Raw genomic sequence first — 17766 nt, forward strand, 5'->3', positions numbered from 1 at the left:
CTCACCGGGCCAGCTGTCGCGCTGACCTAGCTATGGCCACCGGGTTCAGTTACATAACGTTGTCTCTGGTGTCGGACAACCGGGCCCGTCAAATGGACCCGTCGGACGGCGGACGAGAGACAGCCCCTGGTTACCAAGCTGCAGCGAACGTGAGCAAGTCGACGCCGATTATGAAAACGACGACTAGCAGTGCGACAGCGATAACGGCTTTGACGAACCACGGTAGCGACCCATCAGCGGAGGAATTACTCATGGCGACCCGTTGTTGCGTTACCGACCTGAACGTTTGGTTGTCCAGCGACAAACGCGGACACGAACCGAAATTGACTGTATTGTCGACAGCTAGTTTCGAACAGATGCGGGAGTTCGTCTTCGAGGTCCGATACGAAACCGGCGCTGACGAGTTGATGGATCTGTTTATCGAGACTCCGGACGCCCGTTCGACGACGTTCCTCTGTTCGATGGGAGACGCACAGCTCTGGCGGTTAGACCGAATAACTGGCCCCGAGTCCGTCGTCGAACAGGCGACTGCGTTGCTGACTGGTTCGACGTACAATCAGTTGACCGTCAGCGACCGTCCCTGCGGTGGGCGCCACTACAGTGACGTACTGGAGAACAGTTCGTGTCGAAGCCTGGTCTACAGCTACTTCGAGGACCTCGTTCACTGCGACTCGATACCGACAATTACCAACCGGTACATCAACGGGGCACTACTCTTCGAGATAACCCGTCAGGAGAATACTGAACGCTGGCGGATTCTCATGGAAAGCGACAAGAAGGTCGGAATGCTGTACGACACGCTTGGGGGTGTCCTCCAAGACGGGCTCTCCTTTCACTTCGACCATGTCAGCGACGCGTCGGGCGCCCTGCTTGCGCTCTTCGACTCGGTCTCAGTTCGCCCCGAACAGCGCCGGGTGCTGGAACTGGCAGCAGAGAACGGCTACTACGAAACGCCTCGACAGACAACTCTTGACGATCTCGCCGAGCAGCTGGATTGGCCCCGCTCGACGGTCTCGTACAGGCTACGCCAGGCAGAGGCAGCGCTCGTCGACAGCTATATGTCCAGCAGATAATCGGTGCGCCGACAGCTCATGCTGTCACCGGTTTATTCTGAGCTGTCTCCGCGTCGGGTTCGGGTCGCCTCGCCGATACCCGCGTTCGGTGAGCAGTTTGGACACGCGTAGACGTTTCCCGTTGGGTCGCTGAAGACGCGATGAAACCGTTCGGAGATGTGATGATCACAGGTGGCACACGCTGGCATATGTTATCACCTTTTTCGCTTCGTAGATGGGGGCCCTCGAAGCCCGGGTACCAATGGTGTACAGTAATCCACCTCAACGGACATACATAGTTCTCTGTTTGTGACGCAACAAGGTCCCCTAAACTGTTTTGAGAGCGTCAGTACCCGAGTAATCGGTTCTCCATGCGCTAACTCGTTTCAGGAGTCGCTTCCCAGTATACAGCGTCGTCAGCTCTGCCGACGGCAGACTTGAACTCGCCGGATCTCTGCAGAGGTGTGTAATCCTGAATCGAGTATTCTCGATTAGTGGATTCGGACCTTGATGAGACGGTCACGACTAGCACTCTGGCTGGAGGTACTTTTTCCAACGTAAAGCTTACTTACAACGCTGTTATCGGTATTTATTATTATCTCTCTGGGGCATTTTTGCTCCTGCTGATACAATCTAACTGCGCTCCGATAGTAACAAATCGGAATTTCCCGAAACGTATTTATCCCATACCGTATTTTATCGATATGTATGGCGGAGATCATAGTCGATACGGTGAGAACAGAACGACGACTGACCGCTGCTGACGAGCACATCACTACTGGCGGTGTCCGATGAACATCACCGTCTACGGACCGTCGGGCTGTAGCAACTGCACGCAACTCAAGGAGACGACCGAAGCGGTCGTCGAGCGCAACGACATCGACGCCGATGTAACGAAAGAAACCGATATGACGGAGCTGGCTGCAAAGGGTGTCATGTCGACCCCGGGCTTCGAGATCGACGACGAGATGGTCTTCAGCGGCTCGACGCCGTCGGAAGACGAACTCGAAGACATCATCACGGACCGATTGTAAGCCGGATGGTATTCAAACAGTTCGCGACCTACGTCGTCGACGCACTCGGGCTCTCGGGAGCGGCTAGAGCGGCGGCGCACTTTTTCGTGTACGACACCCTCAAGATTCTCGCGATACTCACGGCCGTTATTATCGGTGTCACTTATCTCCGGACGTATTTCCCGCCGGAGAAGATACGGGAGTATCTCGACGGGAAAACGGCGTTTACGGGCTATCTGCTGGCTGCACTTATGGGAATCGTCTCGCCGTTCTGTTCGTGTTCGACGATTCCGATATTCCTCGGGATGGTCGGCGCGGGAATTCCCTTTGGGATCACGATTACGTTTCTGGCGGTCTCGCCGATGATCAACGAGGCTGCCCTCGTTGTGCTGCCGGGTGTCGTCGGGCTGGAGCTGACCGCGATGTACGCGTTCAGCGGCATCGCCATCGGGATGACCAGCGGCTACACGCTCAACAGACTCGGGTTCGACCGCTACGTAGACGAGTTCGAGTTCGGCGACTCGGGAGCCGACATCGACGAGCCGAGCCGACGCGAACGGCTCGAAGAGGCCTACGTTGAGGCCAAGGACATCATCCTCGAAATCGTCCCCTACGTCATCGTCGGCGTTGGGGTCGGAGCGCTCATCCATGGCTACCTCCCCGAGCAACTTGTCGAGACGTACCTCTCGGGCCAGTGGGGCGTCTTCGGCGCCGTGGCCGTCGGCGTGCCGATGTACACCGACATCCTCGGCGTCATCCCGGTCGTCGAATCGCTCATCGGAAAGGGACTGCCGGTCGGAACCGGTCTCGCCTTTATGATGTCGGTCGCCGCACTCTCGCTGCCGCAGTTCATGATTCTCAAGAAGGTCATGCAAAAAGAACTTATCGCGGCCTACGCGGGAACGCTAGCCACCGGTATCTTGCTGATCGGACTGCTGTTCAACGCAGTGCTGTAGCGCCTTAGCGGCGCTCTCGTTCACGATACAACCGAACGCTTTTGATTCGAACCGAGCAATACCAATACGTCGAGTCGGTTTGCCGTTCACAGTGTCGCGGAACCGGACAATCCGGCAGGCCGACCCCACCGCGAGACACGGTGACAATTCACCCCACCAAAGTATGACTGATTCAGTTCCGGAATCCACACGCCAGACACTGGAGCGACTCTACGAGAACCCCGAGGATCGCCTGACCTCCTTGTTCGAAATCGCTGCAGACGACGAACAGGTCGATGCGCAGGTAACGGTATTCAAAGCGTTGGCAAACGAGTTGCGAGTTCGTATCTTGGATGCGTTGCGGGACGGCGAGATGTGTGCCTGTGAGCTACAGGTCGTCCTCGATGCTCCCCAGTCGACGGTCGCCAGCCACCTCCGAGAACTCGCTGATGCAGGGGTTGTTAAGAAACGGCGCCAGGGCAAGTGGACCTACTATCGGATCGGCGATACGGCTGTGCTCCAACTCCTCGATATCGCCGCCGCATTAGATGGCTAACAGTCAGGCCACAGTGAGCGACACGGAGCCGTGCTCTGTCGTGTCTGCGGTGGTGGTCCGCAACCTGTCGGCTGTCCCAAACTGAAACAAAAAGGCGACCGCTATGCGGGGCCGCGGTGTTCAGATAGGGATTGGAAAATGAGACATAGCGTTTTCTGAGTGTCAATGTCGGAAAACGCTGGCCTCAGCAGTAGGTCACACCACGGGCTCACGCCATCGTTATCCGTGCAAGAGTACTCACGTCCACACCGATTCGGTCAGAGTCGCGGCGTGAAGGACGGGTCCGGTGCGCCAATAGAGAGACCCACGTTGGTCCGGATCGGTCGCACTGTCGATGTTTCGTGATTCGCGGGCGTCTCCCACGAAGTAGACATCGACCGGCAGCGAGTCGAGATTCCCCGCCAGCGAGTCCAGGTTCGTCATCAACGCATAATACAGAAATTGATCCAGAATCAAGACCCATGTCACTGCTTCACACCCCTCCCGAATAAAACGGTTCGGTGACGAAACCAGTCTACCGCAGCCACACCCTGTACCAACTGATCTGATAATATTTCTTAGCGGTTGATCATGTCCAAGACTTACGAGTCGGCGACGACGACCGCGCCGCGCATCTTGACCTCGGTCTGTGTCTCACAGTAGTAGAAGTAGGTCCCGGGTTCGTCGAACGTGTACTCGTAGGTATGGCCGCCTGCATTGGTCGCACCGGAGTGAACTCGCCACTCTCGCTGACGACGTTGTGCCGTCCGCCATCGCCCGTCCAGACCCACCTGACCAGCGTCCCGGGAGCGACCTCCATCGCGGCGGGATCGTACGCCTGTGCGCCGGGGCCGTTGCCCTGCACACCGACCATCACGTCGATGTCGTCGTCGCCGGTTTTGTCTTCGACTGTGCCGTCGTAGTTGCCGGTATCAGCGAGATACTCGTCAACGGAGGTGGGAGTGGTCCCGGACTCGGTCGTGGTCTCGTTGTCGACGCTCGTGTCGTCGCCGTCAGTCCCGGTAGCCCCGGTCTGTGTGTCCGTCTCCGCTGCCGGATCGTCTGTGGCGTTCGTACCCGCCGGCGTGTCCGTCTCCCCGGGGGCGTCGCCCCCGTTGTTGTCGCCACAGCCAGCAATCGATACGAATCCGACGCTCGCGGCAGCCGTGAGGAAGCGGCGCCGGTCCGTCTCGTTTCGGGTCACGGGGTTTCGTCGTTCCAGCCCGATTTAAAGAGATGTAGTTCCCCGATTGTCTGTTTGTTATTCTATACACTGCAGCCCAAGGGCCGTTTTGACAGGCGCTACTGGTATCTGCCATCCGGCAGTAAAACGCCCCACGCTGGTGGCGGCGGATTCGCTTATATCGTGGCGAGCGACACCGGCGCTGTCGACGGGCCCGGGCGGGCGACAGAACCCGCCGCCATATGTGTTCTGGAGGACGGTGTCGGCGTGGTGCCGGATGAGTACGCGTAAACGGGCGGCTGACAACGACAGTGTATGGATCGGTCGGAGCTCCGACAGGGTATCAGAGATGTGAGTCCCCTCCTGCTGGGAATCGTCCCCTTCGGTTTGATCGCCGGCGTCGCCACGGTAAACGCGGGGCTTGGACTCCCGGAAGCAGTGGGGCTGTCTGCGATCGTGTTCGCCGGGGCAGCACAGCTCGCTGCACTGGACCTTATTGGCCGAGATGCACCGCTCGCGGTCGTCGTCGTCACCGCCGTGGTCATCAACCTCCGCATGCTGATGTACTCGGCCTCGATCGCGCCCTACGTCCAGGATCTGTCGAGGCGAACGAAAGCCACGGTCGCGTACCTCCTCACCGACCAGGCGTACGCCCTCGCCATCGCCCGCTATCGGACCGGTGACGGGACTCGTTCTGTCGCCTATTATCTCGGCGTGGCAGCGACACTGTGGGTCGTCTGGCAGCTGGCGACTATCGCCGGCGTCGTAGTGGGTACGAGCGTGCCCGAATCGCTTGGCCTCGAGTTCGCTGTGCCGTTGGTTTTTCTCGCCCTGCTGGTTCCCGCGATGGAGGACGGGCCAACAACCATCGCCGGCGGTGTCAGTGGCACAGTCGCCGTTGTGGCTACTGGGTTACCGCTAAATCTGGGCTTGCTCGTTGGTGCCACAGCGGGAATCGTGACTGGGCGCCTCACAGAGGTCGCCACGGAGGGGTCGTCGAGTGGCGACTAGTTACTCTGGGCCGGTTATCTGGGGCCTCATCGCCCTGATCGGCGCTGTGACGTTCCTGATTAGACTGTCGTTTATCGGTCTCTTCGGGTATCTCGACGAGATACCGCCACAGGTCAAACGCGGCCTTCGGTTTGTGCCGGCCGCCGTGTTAGCCGCGCTCGTGTTGCCATCGCTCATCACGCTGGAACCTGGGACCGGCGGCGTCGCGGTAGACAAGCTCGCCGCTGGGGCCGTGGCTGGCGCCGTCGCCTGGCGGACCGAGAGTGTCTTCACCACTATCGGGGCCGGTATGGTGACTCTGTGGGCCGTCCGGTTTGTCCTGCTCCCGGCAGTCTGATTGTGCCCCAAGGCGGTAGTGGCCGATTCAGTGAAACCGCCACAACGCCAGAAGTGCTGTGCTGTGTCGGTTGCTCAGCATGACGTACCACAGCGTTGTGTCGCCCGACCGCCGTGGGGCCGATGCAGATGATGAACACTTATTGTGGTCAACCTCTGACAGTTCAGGTGGGATCCGGTCCCCGCTTGCGCTCCCTCCCACCTGCACCCACCCGCGCTCTCCGTGGGGCCGGACCCCACACTCTCCCGGCCGGACGGTGCCCACGTCCGGCCCCTTTCTCCCCTTTCGGCCGCCGTCGACTGCGTCTGCGATAGGTGACTGGCAGGCCAGCGGCGTGAACGGATGCACACCCGAATCCGATACGTTCAGCACCGTCTATGACGAGCGAGCCGCCACGTACTACCGCGACAGGGTACGTCTCGCTACCGTCAACAGGCGAGTCGAGTGTGACTACGACGTGCCCGACTACCCGAACGGGACACCCCGCGGCCAGTACCTGCTGAACGAGGAGGACTCGTGTTCGACCAGCACAGGACGGTTCGTCAGGAGCGCCGAACCTCGACGCGATAGCCGCGGCGACCGGCACGGAAGAGTAGACTTCCCCCGTCGAGTTCAACGGCATTGGGAACCGTGCCGTCGCCGACGGGATGGTTACCGATTATCCGCCTCGTCGGTTCGGGGCGTCGAACGAGCGCTATCGGCGGCCCGAAAGTGAGCGTCGAGGCGCTCTGCCCACGACTCGTTGGCATCGCGCGTGCGACCAGCGATGTGGGGCGTGTGGACGACGTTGTGTCGGTCGAGCAGCGGGTCGTCGAGCGGCAGCGGCTCCTCGTCCCAGACATCGGCCGCGAGCGCGATCTCGTCGGCGAGGACGCGCTCGCGGATCGCGTCCATGTCCACCACGCCCGCGCGGGTGATCAGGACCACGACACACCCCTCCGGCAGCGCGCGGACGTGCTCGGCCGTGATCAGCCCCTCGGTGGCGTCGGTCAGGGGGACCGTCGGCGCGAACACCTCGGCGTCCGCGACGAGGTCGTCCAGCGACCGAACGCGGTCGGCACCCGACCGGTAGAAGCAGGGCTCGTCGGCGTAGGGGTCGTAGGCCGCAACGTCCGCGCCCAGCGAGGCTACGGCTTCGGCGTATGTACTCCCGATGTTGCCGACGCCGGCCACTCTGACGCGGGTGCCGGCGACGGTGCCGTTGGTAAACGTCGGATCGTCGGCGAACTGGTGACCGTTCGCGCCCGGCACCTCGTTGTCGAGTTGCTCTAGGTCCCAGGGATCGTGGCTGTCGATCATCCTGGCGTGCTTCTGGGGGATCTGCCGGAGGGCGTCGATCGTCAGGCCGAGGCCGAACTCGGCGACCGACTGCGCCCAGAACCCCTCGTCGGTGTGGTCGTGGACGGCGACGCCGCGCTCCGCGAGGCGCTCGTGGGCGTCGGCGTCGACCGCATACATCGAGTCGGTCATCACGATCGCCGACTCCAAGGCGGACAGTCTCTCGGCGTCCACCTCGGTGACGGGCACGCCCAGCGCCGCCAGTTCCGTGACCTCGCCCGGCTCGTCCAGGACATCGACGAGCCGACTTGGCGTCTCGTCGAGGCATCGAAGTTCGACGGGGCCGCGCTCGGCCCACAGTTCTTGGAGGTGATCGGCAGCGAGCGGCCAGACGTCCTCGAATAGCGGGCCGGTGATGATCGTCCGGGTCACTGCCCGTCACCTCCGTCCTCGAAGAGGAACTGCATAGTGTCGAGCATATCGGCGGGCATCCGCTCGGGGAACGACGGGTAAGTGGGCACCTCGGCGGTGATCCAGCCGTCGTAGTCGATCACGTCGACGGCGTCGAGCACGCGCTCCCAGTTGACATCGCCCTGGGGCGGGTACGTCACCCGGTGGGCGTCGGTCAGCCAGTCTTTGACGTGTATCTTCTCGATGCGGCCCTCGAGCGCGTGCAGCCACCGGCTCGGCAGTCCCGAGCGGAGCGCGTTCCCGACATCGAAGTACGCCCCGACGGGGCCGGCGTCCTCGACGTCATCGAGAAACGTCGCGAACTCGTCGGGCGAGGGCAGGAAGTTGTTCTGGACGTTTTCGATCGCCACGCCGACGCCGCGGTCGGCCGCGTAGCCGGCGAGTTCGCGGACCGACTGGACGGCGCGCTCGTAGTCGGCGTCGTACGTCGCGCCGTCCTCGATTACGGCGGGGACGATAAGGATGTCCTCGGCGCCAAGCGCCACAGCGGCGTCGACCATGTCGCGGCTGATCTCCAGGCCGATCTCCCGCAGTTCGTCGTCCACGCTCGAAAGCGGGTACTCCCAGTGACTGATCGTCGAGACAGCGGGCACCTGTAGATCGTGGGCCTCGACCGCCTCGACCGCAGCTTGGCGCCCCGTCTCGGTCGTCAGCGGACCGTCGCGCTCGACGTTCGGCTCGATGCCGTCGTAGCCCGCCGCCGCGAGGATCGAACACGTCTCCTCGAACTCATCGGCGGGAAAGCCGGCTTGGTTGAGTCCGTAGCGCATCTCAGTTCGCCACCTCCGACCAGGCCTCGGGCTGATCAAGCACGATCCGAGTCCCCTCGACGTCCTCAAGCGTCGCGCCGCGGCCACCGACGCCGTACTCCTGACCGTCGGATTCGAGCACGATGGTCGCCTGCCCGGCGAGCTGGGTCAGCGTCAGGGAGCCGTTTTCGTTTGGCGGCGCCGCCGAGATGATCTCGGTTATCTCACCGGAAAGGGAGACGTTCTCGCCCGTCTGGACGTCGAACCCGTGGACAGTGGCCGGAATCGTCGTCCCGTCGTTGACGATCGGTGCGATGTCCTGGACGCACTCGCGGACGTCGACGTACTCCAGTTTGGTCCCCTCCGCGACCGAGTCGTAGACGTGTGGCCAGGTCCCCCAGAGCGCACCCTGAAAGTACCAGTGGAACACGTACGTCAGGGTGAGGTCGTCGATGATGATGCCGTACTGGTCGGTCGGATGGGACTGCGAGGAAAAGAACGTGTGCGAGCGGTCGACCAGCGCGGTAAAGGGCGCCGGGAGCGTCCGGTGGCGGACCTCGGTTGCGGCGTCCGCAAACGTCATGTCGTTGACGACGTGGGGGTCTTCCACCCTCGTCGCCACGCAGAGTTTGACGAACACGCCGCGATCGACGGCGTCTTCGAGCGCCGGGCGGATGGCCTCGAACTGCGAGGGCGAGACCGCAAGCTGGATCCGGTTGGTCGCGTCCTCGGCGGCGGCCCGGAACTGCTCGACGACGGAGTCGAGCCGTTTGACGATTGAAATCTTGTGGCCGCTGATCTCGGGGCGTTCCCAGCGGTCCTCGATCGCCTCCGCGGTCGAGGCGAGCTTGTCCGCGCGCTGTTTGAGGTCCGACATCATCTCCGAGGGGTCGCGCGGACGGACCGACAGCGCGGAGTCCTGTTCGAACGTCTCGACGTAGTCGTCGCGTTCGAGGTCCTCGAGGACATCGTAGATTCTGGACTTCGGGATGCCCGTCTGCTCGGCGATCTTGACGGCGGGCGCCGTGCCCCGCTCCAGCACCGCGAGGTACGCGTTGGTTTCGTACTGGGAGAGCCCGGCTTCCCGCAACCCGTCGCGGAGCTCGTCGTCGTCCATTATCGCACCTCTTGGACGCACACCAACTTGGATGCCGTACCGGTCACGGTCGGGGATAGGGGACGAGTTGAATTCACTATAGTAAACAATCGCTAGCAAATACTTATATATTTTTGTTAGGCGGCCGCTGTGCACACAGCGTCTCGGAACTCTATCTGTCACACCGATGTCGGACACACGCACGATCGGCCTTGGCGGGCCCCGATCGACGGTGTCGACGCGATGCCGACCGAGGCGCCGACGAGCGACACCGTGACTCAGACAGCTGATATCGACACAGAACCGAGCGGTGTCAACCTGTCGGACGGCGCCGCCGGGATTGCCCTCGACGCGACAGTAGAGGCGGAGCGTGCTGCTGTGCTGTTCGCTCGATACCGATCGGTGAAGCGCTGTCGGTAAGGTTCGGAGAATGTCAGGGGGTGACCGTAGTCGCGACTATCACCAAGCAGTGCTCGAAGTCAGATATTGCAGACTGCGGAGCGGAGTCGATTGAGTAGTTACTCCAGTTAATAGAAGCACACAAAGATTTAAGTGGTTGTTTTGCGCTTATTGAGATGGCTTATCATGACAGATCCGACTGCCGGGCGCGAACGGCGAACAGTGCTGAAAGGGATTGGCGCGGCGATGCTCGCCGGGGGACTCACAGGTTGCATGGGCGGGGGTAGCGACGACAGCGACGGCGCGACGACGTACTGGACGACACAGGTCGAGCAGGACCGCCAGGAGGTCATCAAGAGCCTGATCGAAGGGTTCGAGGAGGACGCCGACGGGACGATCGACATGGTCCCTGTCGAAGAGGGTGACCTGCCGACACAGATATCCTCGGCGACCGCGTCGGGAACGCTCCCCGCCTTCGGTGGGTGGGGGCTCGAATCCATGCAGAATTTGGGGAGTGAGGATCTGCTCTCGACGGAGTCCGCCGAATCGGTCGTCGACAGCATCGGGCGCGACGAGTTCGCCGACGGCGCAATGTCGCTAGCGACCTCCTCGGAGGGCAACCTGCTCGCGGTGCCGGCCCACGGCTGGGTGCAGGGGTTCTGGTACCGCCAGAGCGCGTTCGACGAGGCGGGGCTGGACGCCCCAACGACGTGGGAGTCGATCCGTCAGGCCGCAGAAACGCTCCACGACCCTGACAACGACCAGTACGGAATCGTCGTCGGCTCCGACGAGACGCCGTTTGCACGTCAGTGTTTCACGCCGTACGCGCGTTCGATCGGCGCACGGGTGTTCAACGCCGACAGGGAGATCGTGTTCGACAGCGACGCGATGGTCGAGGCGCTCGACTTCTACGGCTCGCTGGCCCAGTACAGTCCGCCAGGGACCAACACGTTTGAGACGGCCAACAACACGTACCTCAACGAGCAGTGCCACATGGTGATGTACTCGTCGTTCCTCATGGGCGACGTCTCGAACAATACCGACGAGATGGCGAACGACACGTCGTTCGCACCCTTCATCGAGCGCGACCGGCGCAGTTCGTTCGGCCAGCTCCTCCTGTTCAATATTCTCGACACGGCCTCGGACGCGGACCGCGAGACCGCCGAGGCGTTCGTCGAGCACGTCCTCACTGGCGACCAGTACATAGAGCTCCTGCACATGGCGCCCGGCGGGATGAACCCCGTGCTCCAGTCGACAGCCGAGAGCGAGGCCTACCGCGACAACGAGGTTCTCCAGGAATGGGGCCAGGACACGCTGAGCGACATCTCCAGGGCGTTCGACAACATCGAGCGCTTTGGCTACGTCAACGGCCAGATGATCCCGGCGTTCGGGGAGATCACGAGCCGCTCGCTCGTCTCGCAGGCGGTTAGGCGCGTGTCCGAGGGCGAGGACGCCCGGACGGTCGCCGACGACGTCGCCAGCCAGATGCGCGACGTGATCAACTGAGTTCGTAGTCATTATTTCCCACTATGGTCTCACTCACCCGGAGCGGCGATCGGACGATCGAGGAGAAGGAAGCGCTGCTGGGGTACGCGCTGATCGCTCCCGCACTGTTGCTGATCGCCGCAGTAATCCTCTATCCGGTGCTGTACAACGTCTACCTGAGCTTCACCGTCGTGCCGCTGCGGCCGGACGAAGCGCCCCAGTGGATCGGACTGGAGCACTACTACAACCTGTTTGCCAGCAGCGCGTTCTGGTCGGCGCTTCGAACGACAGTCGTGTTCACGTTCTTCAGTACGACGCTCGCGACGCTGGGTGGCCTCGGCACGGCGCTGCTGTTCAACCGCTCGTTCCGCGGGCGCCGGTACATCCGCGGAATGGTGTTGTTGCCCTACGTTGCGCCGCTGATCTCGGTGGCGTTCGTCTGGCGGTTCATGCTCGACCCGCTGTACGGCATCTTTCCGTACCTCGGGAGCGACGTGCTCGGGCTGTACGCCGGCAGCATCGACATCCTGAGCAACGGCGACACCGCGATCTGGTCGGTGATCCTCATCGACGCGTGGCGGTACTTCCCGTTCGCGTTCCTGATGCTGATCGCGCGCGTGCAGGCGATCCCCGGCGACATGTACGAGGCCGCGAAGATCGACGGCGCCTCGAAGCTCGCGCAGTTCAAGGACATCACGCTGCCGGAGCTGAAGTACATCTTGGCGACGGTGTTCCTGCTGCGGTGGATCTGGAACTTCAACAAGTTCGCGGACATCTGGCTGCTGACCCGTCGGGTCGAGACATTGCCGATCTACGCGTACCAGGTCGCGTTCGCAAACTACCAGCACGGCCAGGCGGCCGCGATCTCGATGGTGCTGTTCTTAGCGCTGATCGTGTTCGTCCTCGCGTACGTCGCCTGGGCACTGGACTGGTGATACGATGAGTACGAAACAATCCACATACCGACACGTCGTCGACTCGTTCAAGACCGCGCTCGGGCTCGGCGAGAGCACCCTCGAGACCTCGCTCGCCGAACGCGTCGTGTTCTACGTCGCGCTGGGGCTGACGCTGCTTATCACGCTGTTCCCGTTCTACTACATGGCGCTGGCGAGTCTGCTGCCAGAGTCGAGCCTGTACTCGCTGCCGCCGACGCTGATTCCCCGAGATCTGACACTCGAACACTACCGGACCGTGTTCGGGCCGGAGACGTTCCCGTTCCTGACGTACTTCAAGAACAGTTTCATTATCGCGACGACGACGGCTGGCGCGTCAGTGCTCGTCGCCACGTTCGGTGCCTACAGCTTCGCCCGACTGGACTACCGCGGGCGCGGAGTCATCTCGCGGGGCGTCCTGATGGTGTACATGTTCTCGGGCATCCTACTGGTCGTGCCGATGTTCCAGGTGATCGTCTGGCTCGGCTTCGTCGATTCGCTGGCGAGCCTGTTCATCACCTACCTCGTCCAGACCCTGCCCGTCTCGCTGTACATGCTGGGCAACTACTTCCGGTCGATTCCGGAGGAGATCGAGGAAGCGGCGATTATGGACGGCTATTCGCGGCTGGAAGTGATCTTCAAGATCACGCTGCCGCTGTCGGCGCCCGCGATCGTGGCCGTGTTCTTCTTTACGTTCATGATCGCGTGGAACGAGTACCTGTTTGCCAGCATCTTCCTCCAGTCCCAGAGTGTGTTCACCCTGCCGATCGGCATCGAGGCGCTGTCCTCGAGCTTCCGACAGGTCTGGGGCCAGATCATGGCGGCGTCACTGCTGACCAGCGTGCCGCTGATCGTGATGTTCACCTACTTAGAGAAGTTCATGGTCGAAGGGCTGACCTTCGGGGCGGTGGAGGGGTAACATGGCGACGGAAGCCACCCCTACCGCGGACGCTGCCGATCTGAGCTCCGACGACGACTCAGAGATCCGGCTCCGAAACGTCACGAAGCGGTTCGACGACCTCGTCGCGGTCGACGATCTGGACCTGACGATCCGGAACGGCGAGTTGCTCGTCCTGCTTGGCCCCTCGGGCTGTGGCAAGTCGACGACGCTCCGGATGATCGCCGGCCTCGAGGTGCCATCCGAGGGTAGTATCGAGATCGGCGGCGAGGAGGTCACGGAGGCGCTGCCCCAGAAGCGTGACCTCTCGATGGTGTTCCAGAGCTACGCGCTGTACCCCCACAAGACCGTCCGGGGGAATCTAGCCTTCCCGCTCGGGAAGATGGATATCGACGACGACGAGGCAGACGAGCGGATCCGCCGCACCGCCGAGCTACTGGAGATAGACGACCTACTGGACAACAAGCCCGGCCAGCTCTCGGGCGGCCAGCGCCAGCGCGTCGCGCTCGGGCGGACCATCGTCCGCGAGCCGAAGGCGTTCCTCATGGACGAGCCGCTGTCGAACCTCGACGCCAAGCTCCGTGTCCAGACCCGCTCGGAGGTGCGCAGCCTCCAGCAAAGCCTCGGCACGACGACGGTCTACGTGACCCACGACCAGGAGGAGGCGATGAGCCTCGCCGACCGGATCGCCGTGATGAACGACGGCCGGCTCCAGCAGATCGGGACGCCGAAAGAAGTCTACGAGAACCCGGTCAACGAGTTCGTCGCCGGGTTCCTCGGCGAGCCGTCGATGAACTTCCTCGATGCCGACCGCCTCAGGGGAGTCGATACGTCAGACGACTCGTTCGCGGAAACCGCGACCGTCGGGGTCCGACCGGAAGACATCGCAGTCGCCGAGGAAGCCAGCGGGCGAGCCGACGGCGGGCGGACCTACGAACTCGACGGTGAGGTGCTCGTCGTCGAGCCGCTTGGCAATGCCTACGAGGTCGAGGTCGACTGTGGCGACGACCGGGTCACCGCACGCCTGCGCGACCGTCCCAGCGCCATCAGTCCCGACTCGGCCGTGACACTCCGACTGCCCGCCGACGCCGTCCACCGGTTCGGCGCCGACGGCGAGGTGATCGGATGATCCCGGACGGCTGCGCGCTGGCGGTCCGCAACGGCGTCGTCTGCGTGGTCGGGGAGCGCGGCGACGTCCGCTCCGATTGCGCCGAAACCGGCGTGTTCGCGAACGATACGCAGTACCTCAGCGAGTTCGAGGTGTCCGTAACCGACCGCGGTGCGCCCGAAAGCGGCTGGGAGCGGCTCGACCGGCGGGCCGGCCCGGACGGCGTGACGACCGTGCTGGTCGGCGCCGCGCCGGGCGAGGGACGGGGTGGCGCCCGACGGTGCCTGCTGCAGAAGGACGTCACGGTCGACGGCGACGTGGTGACCGTCGAGACGACGCTCCGGAACTACACGCCCACAGAGCGCGTGGTCGATATCGAACTGACCGCAGCGTCCGATTTCCGGCACGTCTTCGAGTGTTCGGGCTTCTTCGCGGCGCGCGAGTCGGTCGACCGCGACGTGACCGTGTCCGACCGCGAGAGCGGCGCGGAGCTGTCCGGAACGTCGCCCGACGGGACGACGCGGGGCGCGACGATACAGTTGGAGGGCGGCCAAACGGCGTCCGTAGAAGCCGGCGCCGACGCCTCGGGCGCAACCGTCGAACGGACGCTAGAGCTTTCGGCCGGCGAGGCGGTCTCGGTCGTCGCGACGGCGCGGCTCCGGCCGACGCGCGGCCGGGTCGACCGCTCGTTGGAGCCGTCGGTGTCGATGGCATCACACCCCGGGCTGTTCGACGCCGCCGCCGACACCCTGCGGGCGCTCTTGCTGCCCGAGGGCGTCCCGGCGGCCGGCGCACCCCGGTTCGTCGCGCCGTTCGGGCGGGACGCGCTGCTGGTCGGCTTCCAGACGCTGCCGTTCGCGCCCGGTCTGACCAGGAGCGTCCTAACCTCCTTTGCCGGGCAACAGGCCTCGACGACCGACCCGGAGACGCTCGCCGAACCGGGCAAGATACCCCACGAGGGGCGACGGGGCGACCTGCCGGCGCTCGGCCGGTCAATCCGGTCGCCGTACTACGGGACAGTCGACGCGACGCCGCTGTTTGCCGCGCTCGTTGCCGCCTACGCGGAGTGGGCCGGCGAGGACGCGATCACCGACGAGCTGTACGACGCCGCCCTCGGGGCCGTCGAGTGGACGGTCGCGGCTGGCGACGAGGAGGGCGTCGTCTGGTATGAGCCCCACGACCACGAGTACGGGCTCGCCCATCACGGGTGGAAAGACAGCGATCGGTCGATCGCGCGGCCCGACGGCACGGCTGCGACGCCGCCGGTCGCGCTCGCGGAAGTACAGGGGTACGCCTACCGCGCGCTTCGAGGCGTCGCCGACCTCGCGGCGAGTCGGGGGGACAGCGGGCTCACCGAACGGCTGACCGAGCGCGCCGAGCGCCTCCACGAGGCCTTCGACCGGAAGTTCTGGCTGCCCGACGAGGGGTGCTATGCGCTCGCGCTCGACGCCGACGGCGTGGTCGACGCCGTCGCCTCGAACCAGGGCCACGCGCTCTGGAGCGGGCTCGTCCCGCCGGAGCGCGCCGACGACGTAATCGACTGGCTGCTGGCGCCGGAGCTGCTGACCGACGCCGGACTCAGAACGTACTCGGCGGCCCACGACGCGTTTGACCCGCTGTCGTACCACCGCGGCAGTGTCTGGCCCCACGACACCAGTATCGCCGCGATGGGCTGTGCGCGCTATGGACGCGACGACGCCGCCGCGGCGCTCGCCGAGCGGGGGCTGGACGCGCTGGCGACCGGCGCGACCGGCGACGCCGGTCGATGGGGGTTCCCGGAACTCCTGGTCGGCCTCGACGACCCCGACGTGGACGCTGGGCGGGCGCGCCATCCCGACGCCTGCGAGCCGGCCGCCTGGAGCGCCGGCAGCGCGTTCGGCTTTGTCCGAGCCGCGCTCGGCCTGGGCGTCAACTCGGGGACGCCGGTCGCTGAGCCCGCAACGGACGACGGAACCGGACCGGGGCTCGGCACAGTGACGGAAGCGACGATATACTGCCGCGGGCGGCGCTATGCCGTTCGACACAGCAGCGATTCGACGGTCGTGACGCCGACGTGCAGGGCGTCGGCGGCGAGGGGTAGCCCCGACCGCGACCACCCGGAGGTGACTACCGATGGCTGAACTCACACTCAACGACGTTACGAAAATCTACGACGACGCCGAAGGAACCGAGACCGCCGTCGAGGAAGTGTCCGTGACCGTTGAGGACGGCGAGTTCCTCGTCCTGGTCGGGCCCTCGGGCTGCGGGAAGTCGACGACGCTCCGGATGATCGCCGGTCTGGAGACGGTGACCGACGGGACAATCGAGATCGGCGACCGCGAAGTCCAGCACCTCGCGCCGAGCGAACGCGACGTGGCGATGGTGTTTCAGAGCTACGCACTGTACAAGCGCATGACCGCCCGCCAGAACATGGGCTACGGGCTCAAGCACTCGACCGATATGTCGGGCGACGAGCGCGACCGGCGGGTGCGCGAGGGTGCGGAGCTGCTGGGCATCGAGGAACTGCTCGACGACAAACCCGAGGCGATGAGTGGCGGGCAGAAACAGCGCGTCGCCCTCGGGCGGGCGATCGTCCGCGATCCGGACGTGTTCTTACTCGACGAGCCGCTGTCGAATCTCGACGCCAAGCTGCGCTCGCACATGCGGACGGAGATCCAGCGCATCCAGTCGGAGCTCGGTGTCACCGCGGTGTACGTCACCCACGACCAGACCGAGGCGATGACGATGGCCGACCGGATCGCCATCATGAACGACGGCGTCATCCAGCAGGTCGACCCGCCGGAGGTCGCCTACGATCACCCGAACAACGAGTTCGTCGGGGCGTTTCTCGGCAGTCCGTCGATGAACGTCTTCGACGCCGTCGCCCGCGAGGACGCCAACGGGTACGCCATCGACGTCGACGGCGCGACGCTCGGCAGAATCCCCCACGAAGCCGTCGAGGACGATCTCGCCGGCAAGCCGGTCCGCTTTGGCGTCCGTCCCGAGGACCTCCACCTCGACGAAGCGCCGGACGACGCGACCGATACCTGCCGGTTCGCCGCGACCGTCACGGTCACGGAGTATCAGGGGAACGATAACTTCGTCTATCTCGACGTCGGCGATCGATCGCTGACCGCCCGTGTCCCGCCAGGCGTCTACCCCGATTCTGGCGACGAGGTGACAGTCAGCGTCGCCGCGAAGGACGTCTTCCTGTTCGAGCGCGAGACCACGACCGCGATCAAAACGCGCGGCGTCAGCGGCGAGCGCACCGGCACGCAACCGATCACTCGCGGCTAATCCCCGCT

General features: G+C 63.9%; 17 protein-coding genes. 12 read left to right on the top strand and 5 right to left on the bottom strand.

The genetic code is table 11. The features are described from left to right. Positions 1 to 92: 92 nt before the first annotated feature. Positions 93 to 1073, top strand: coding sequence for a helix-turn-helix domain-containing protein (locus VJ162_RS11685; RefSeq protein ID WP_324664463.1), 981 nt, complete (start codon positions 93 to 95; stop codon positions 1071 to 1073). 32 nt (positions 1074 to 1105) lie between these two features. Here the strand turns inward: VJ162_RS11685 and VJ162_RS18595 are convergent, their stop codons facing one another. Continuing rightward, positions 1106 to 1261 carry a DUF7563 family protein gene (locus VJ162_RS18595; protein ID WP_455429318.1) on the bottom strand — a complete coding sequence of 52 codons (156 nt, stop codon included), beginning with the start codon at positions 1259 to 1261 and terminating at the stop codon, positions 1106 to 1108. 582 nt (positions 1262 to 1843) lie between these two features. Between VJ162_RS18595 and VJ162_RS11690 the strand changes: the two genes are divergently transcribed. The 3 genes from VJ162_RS11690 to VJ162_RS11700 all read left to right on the top strand — a co-directional run bounded on the left by VJ162_RS11690 (position 1844) and on the right by VJ162_RS11700 (position 3556). Further along, on the top strand, positions 1844 to 2086 hold the full coding sequence (locus VJ162_RS11690; RefSeq protein WP_324664465.1) for a thioredoxin family protein: 243 nt from the start codon (positions 1844 to 1846) through the stop codon (positions 2084 to 2086). 5 nt (positions 2087 to 2091) lie between these two features. After that, complete coding sequence (locus VJ162_RS11695; protein ID WP_324664467.1) at positions 2092 to 3021, top strand: permease; 930 nt, start codon at positions 2092 to 2094, stop codon at positions 3019 to 3021. 163 nt (positions 3022 to 3184) lie between these two features. After that, the gene (locus VJ162_RS11700; protein WP_324664469.1) at positions 3185 to 3556 is read left to right on the top strand and encodes an ArsR/SmtB family transcription factor; all 372 of its coding nucleotides are present in this window, start codon (positions 3185 to 3187) and stop codon (positions 3554 to 3556) included. A 568-nt stretch (positions 3557 to 4124) separates the two neighbouring features. Here the strand turns inward: VJ162_RS11700 and VJ162_RS18600 are convergent. After that, complete coding sequence (locus VJ162_RS18600; RefSeq protein ID WP_324664470.1) at positions 4125 to 4739, bottom strand: halocyanin domain-containing protein; 615 nt, start codon at positions 4737 to 4739, stop codon at positions 4125 to 4127. Between the two features lie 294 nt (positions 4740 to 5033). Here VJ162_RS18600 and VJ162_RS11710 point away from each other — a divergent pair, with 294 nt between their 5' ends. Further along, a complete protein-coding gene (locus VJ162_RS11710; protein WP_324664471.1) occupies positions 5034 to 5729 on the top strand; it encodes an AzlC family ABC transporter permease in 696 nt (231 codons plus the stop codon). Then, entirely contained in the window at positions 5719 to 6066 is a 348-nt protein-coding gene (locus VJ162_RS11715) for an AzlD domain-containing protein (RefSeq protein WP_324664472.1), read from the top strand. Before VJ162_RS11710 ends, VJ162_RS11715 begins: the two co-directional genes overlap by 11 nt. A 651-nt stretch (positions 6067 to 6717) precedes the next feature. Here the strand turns inward: VJ162_RS11715 and VJ162_RS11720 are convergent. The 3 genes from VJ162_RS11720 to VJ162_RS11730 are packed head-to-tail and all read right to left on the bottom strand — an operon-like array spanning position 6718 to position 9681. Next, complete coding sequence (locus VJ162_RS11720; protein WP_324664473.1) at positions 6718 to 7776, bottom strand: NAD(P)-dependent oxidoreductase; 1059 nt, start codon at positions 7774 to 7776, stop codon at positions 6718 to 6720. Continuing rightward, positions 7773 to 8585 (bottom strand): sugar phosphate isomerase/epimerase family protein, encoded by an 813-nt coding sequence (locus VJ162_RS11725; protein ID WP_324664474.1) that lies wholly within the window; start codon positions 8583 to 8585, stop codon positions 7773 to 7775. Before VJ162_RS11725 ends, VJ162_RS11720 begins: the two co-directional genes overlap by 4 nt. A gap of 1 nt (position 8586) precedes the next feature. Then, positions 8587 to 9681, bottom strand: a complete 1095-nt coding sequence (locus VJ162_RS11730; RefSeq protein ID WP_324664475.1) for a TrmB family transcriptional regulator — start codon at positions 9679 to 9681, stop codon at positions 8587 to 8589. A 564-nt stretch (positions 9682 to 10245) separates the two neighbouring features. Here VJ162_RS11730 and VJ162_RS11735 point away from each other — a divergent pair. From VJ162_RS11735 to VJ162_RS11760, 6 genes are read left to right on the top strand one after another with little or no spacing between them, the layout of a single operon-like run. Further along, the gene (locus VJ162_RS11735) at positions 10246 to 11565 is read left to right on the top strand and encodes an ABC transporter substrate-binding protein (RefSeq protein ID WP_324664476.1); all 1320 of its coding nucleotides are present in this window, start codon (positions 10246 to 10248) and stop codon (positions 11563 to 11565) included. A 23-nt stretch (positions 11566 to 11588) separates the two neighbouring features. Then, a complete protein-coding gene (locus VJ162_RS11740) occupies positions 11589 to 12479 on the top strand; it encodes a carbohydrate ABC transporter permease (protein ID WP_324664477.1) in 891 nt (296 codons plus the stop codon). Positions 12480 to 12483: 4 nt separating this feature from the next. Next, positions 12484 to 13395, top strand: coding sequence for a carbohydrate ABC transporter permease (locus VJ162_RS11745; protein ID WP_324664478.1), 912 nt, complete (start codon positions 12484 to 12486; stop codon positions 13393 to 13395). A gap of 1 nt (position 13396) precedes the next feature. Further along, positions 13397 to 14503, top strand: coding sequence for an ABC transporter ATP-binding protein (locus VJ162_RS11750; RefSeq protein WP_324664479.1), 1107 nt, complete (start codon positions 13397 to 13399; stop codon positions 14501 to 14503). Continuing rightward, positions 14500 to 16602, top strand: a complete 2103-nt coding sequence (locus tag VJ162_RS11755) for an MGH1-like glycoside hydrolase domain-containing protein (RefSeq protein ID WP_324664480.1) — start codon at positions 14500 to 14502, stop codon at positions 16600 to 16602. Before VJ162_RS11750 ends, VJ162_RS11755 begins: the two co-directional genes overlap by 4 nt. Next, a complete protein-coding gene (locus VJ162_RS11760) occupies positions 16595 to 17758 on the top strand; it encodes an ABC transporter ATP-binding protein (RefSeq protein WP_324664481.1) in 1164 nt (387 codons plus the stop codon). Before VJ162_RS11755 ends, VJ162_RS11760 begins: the two co-directional genes overlap by 8 nt. Positions 17759 to 17766: the final 8 nt, after the last annotated feature.

Origin of the sequence: Haloarcula sediminis (assembly GCF_035656455.1) — an archaeon.
Lineage (GTDB): Archaea > Halobacteriota > Halobacteria > Halobacteriales > Haloarculaceae > Haloarcula > Haloarcula sediminis.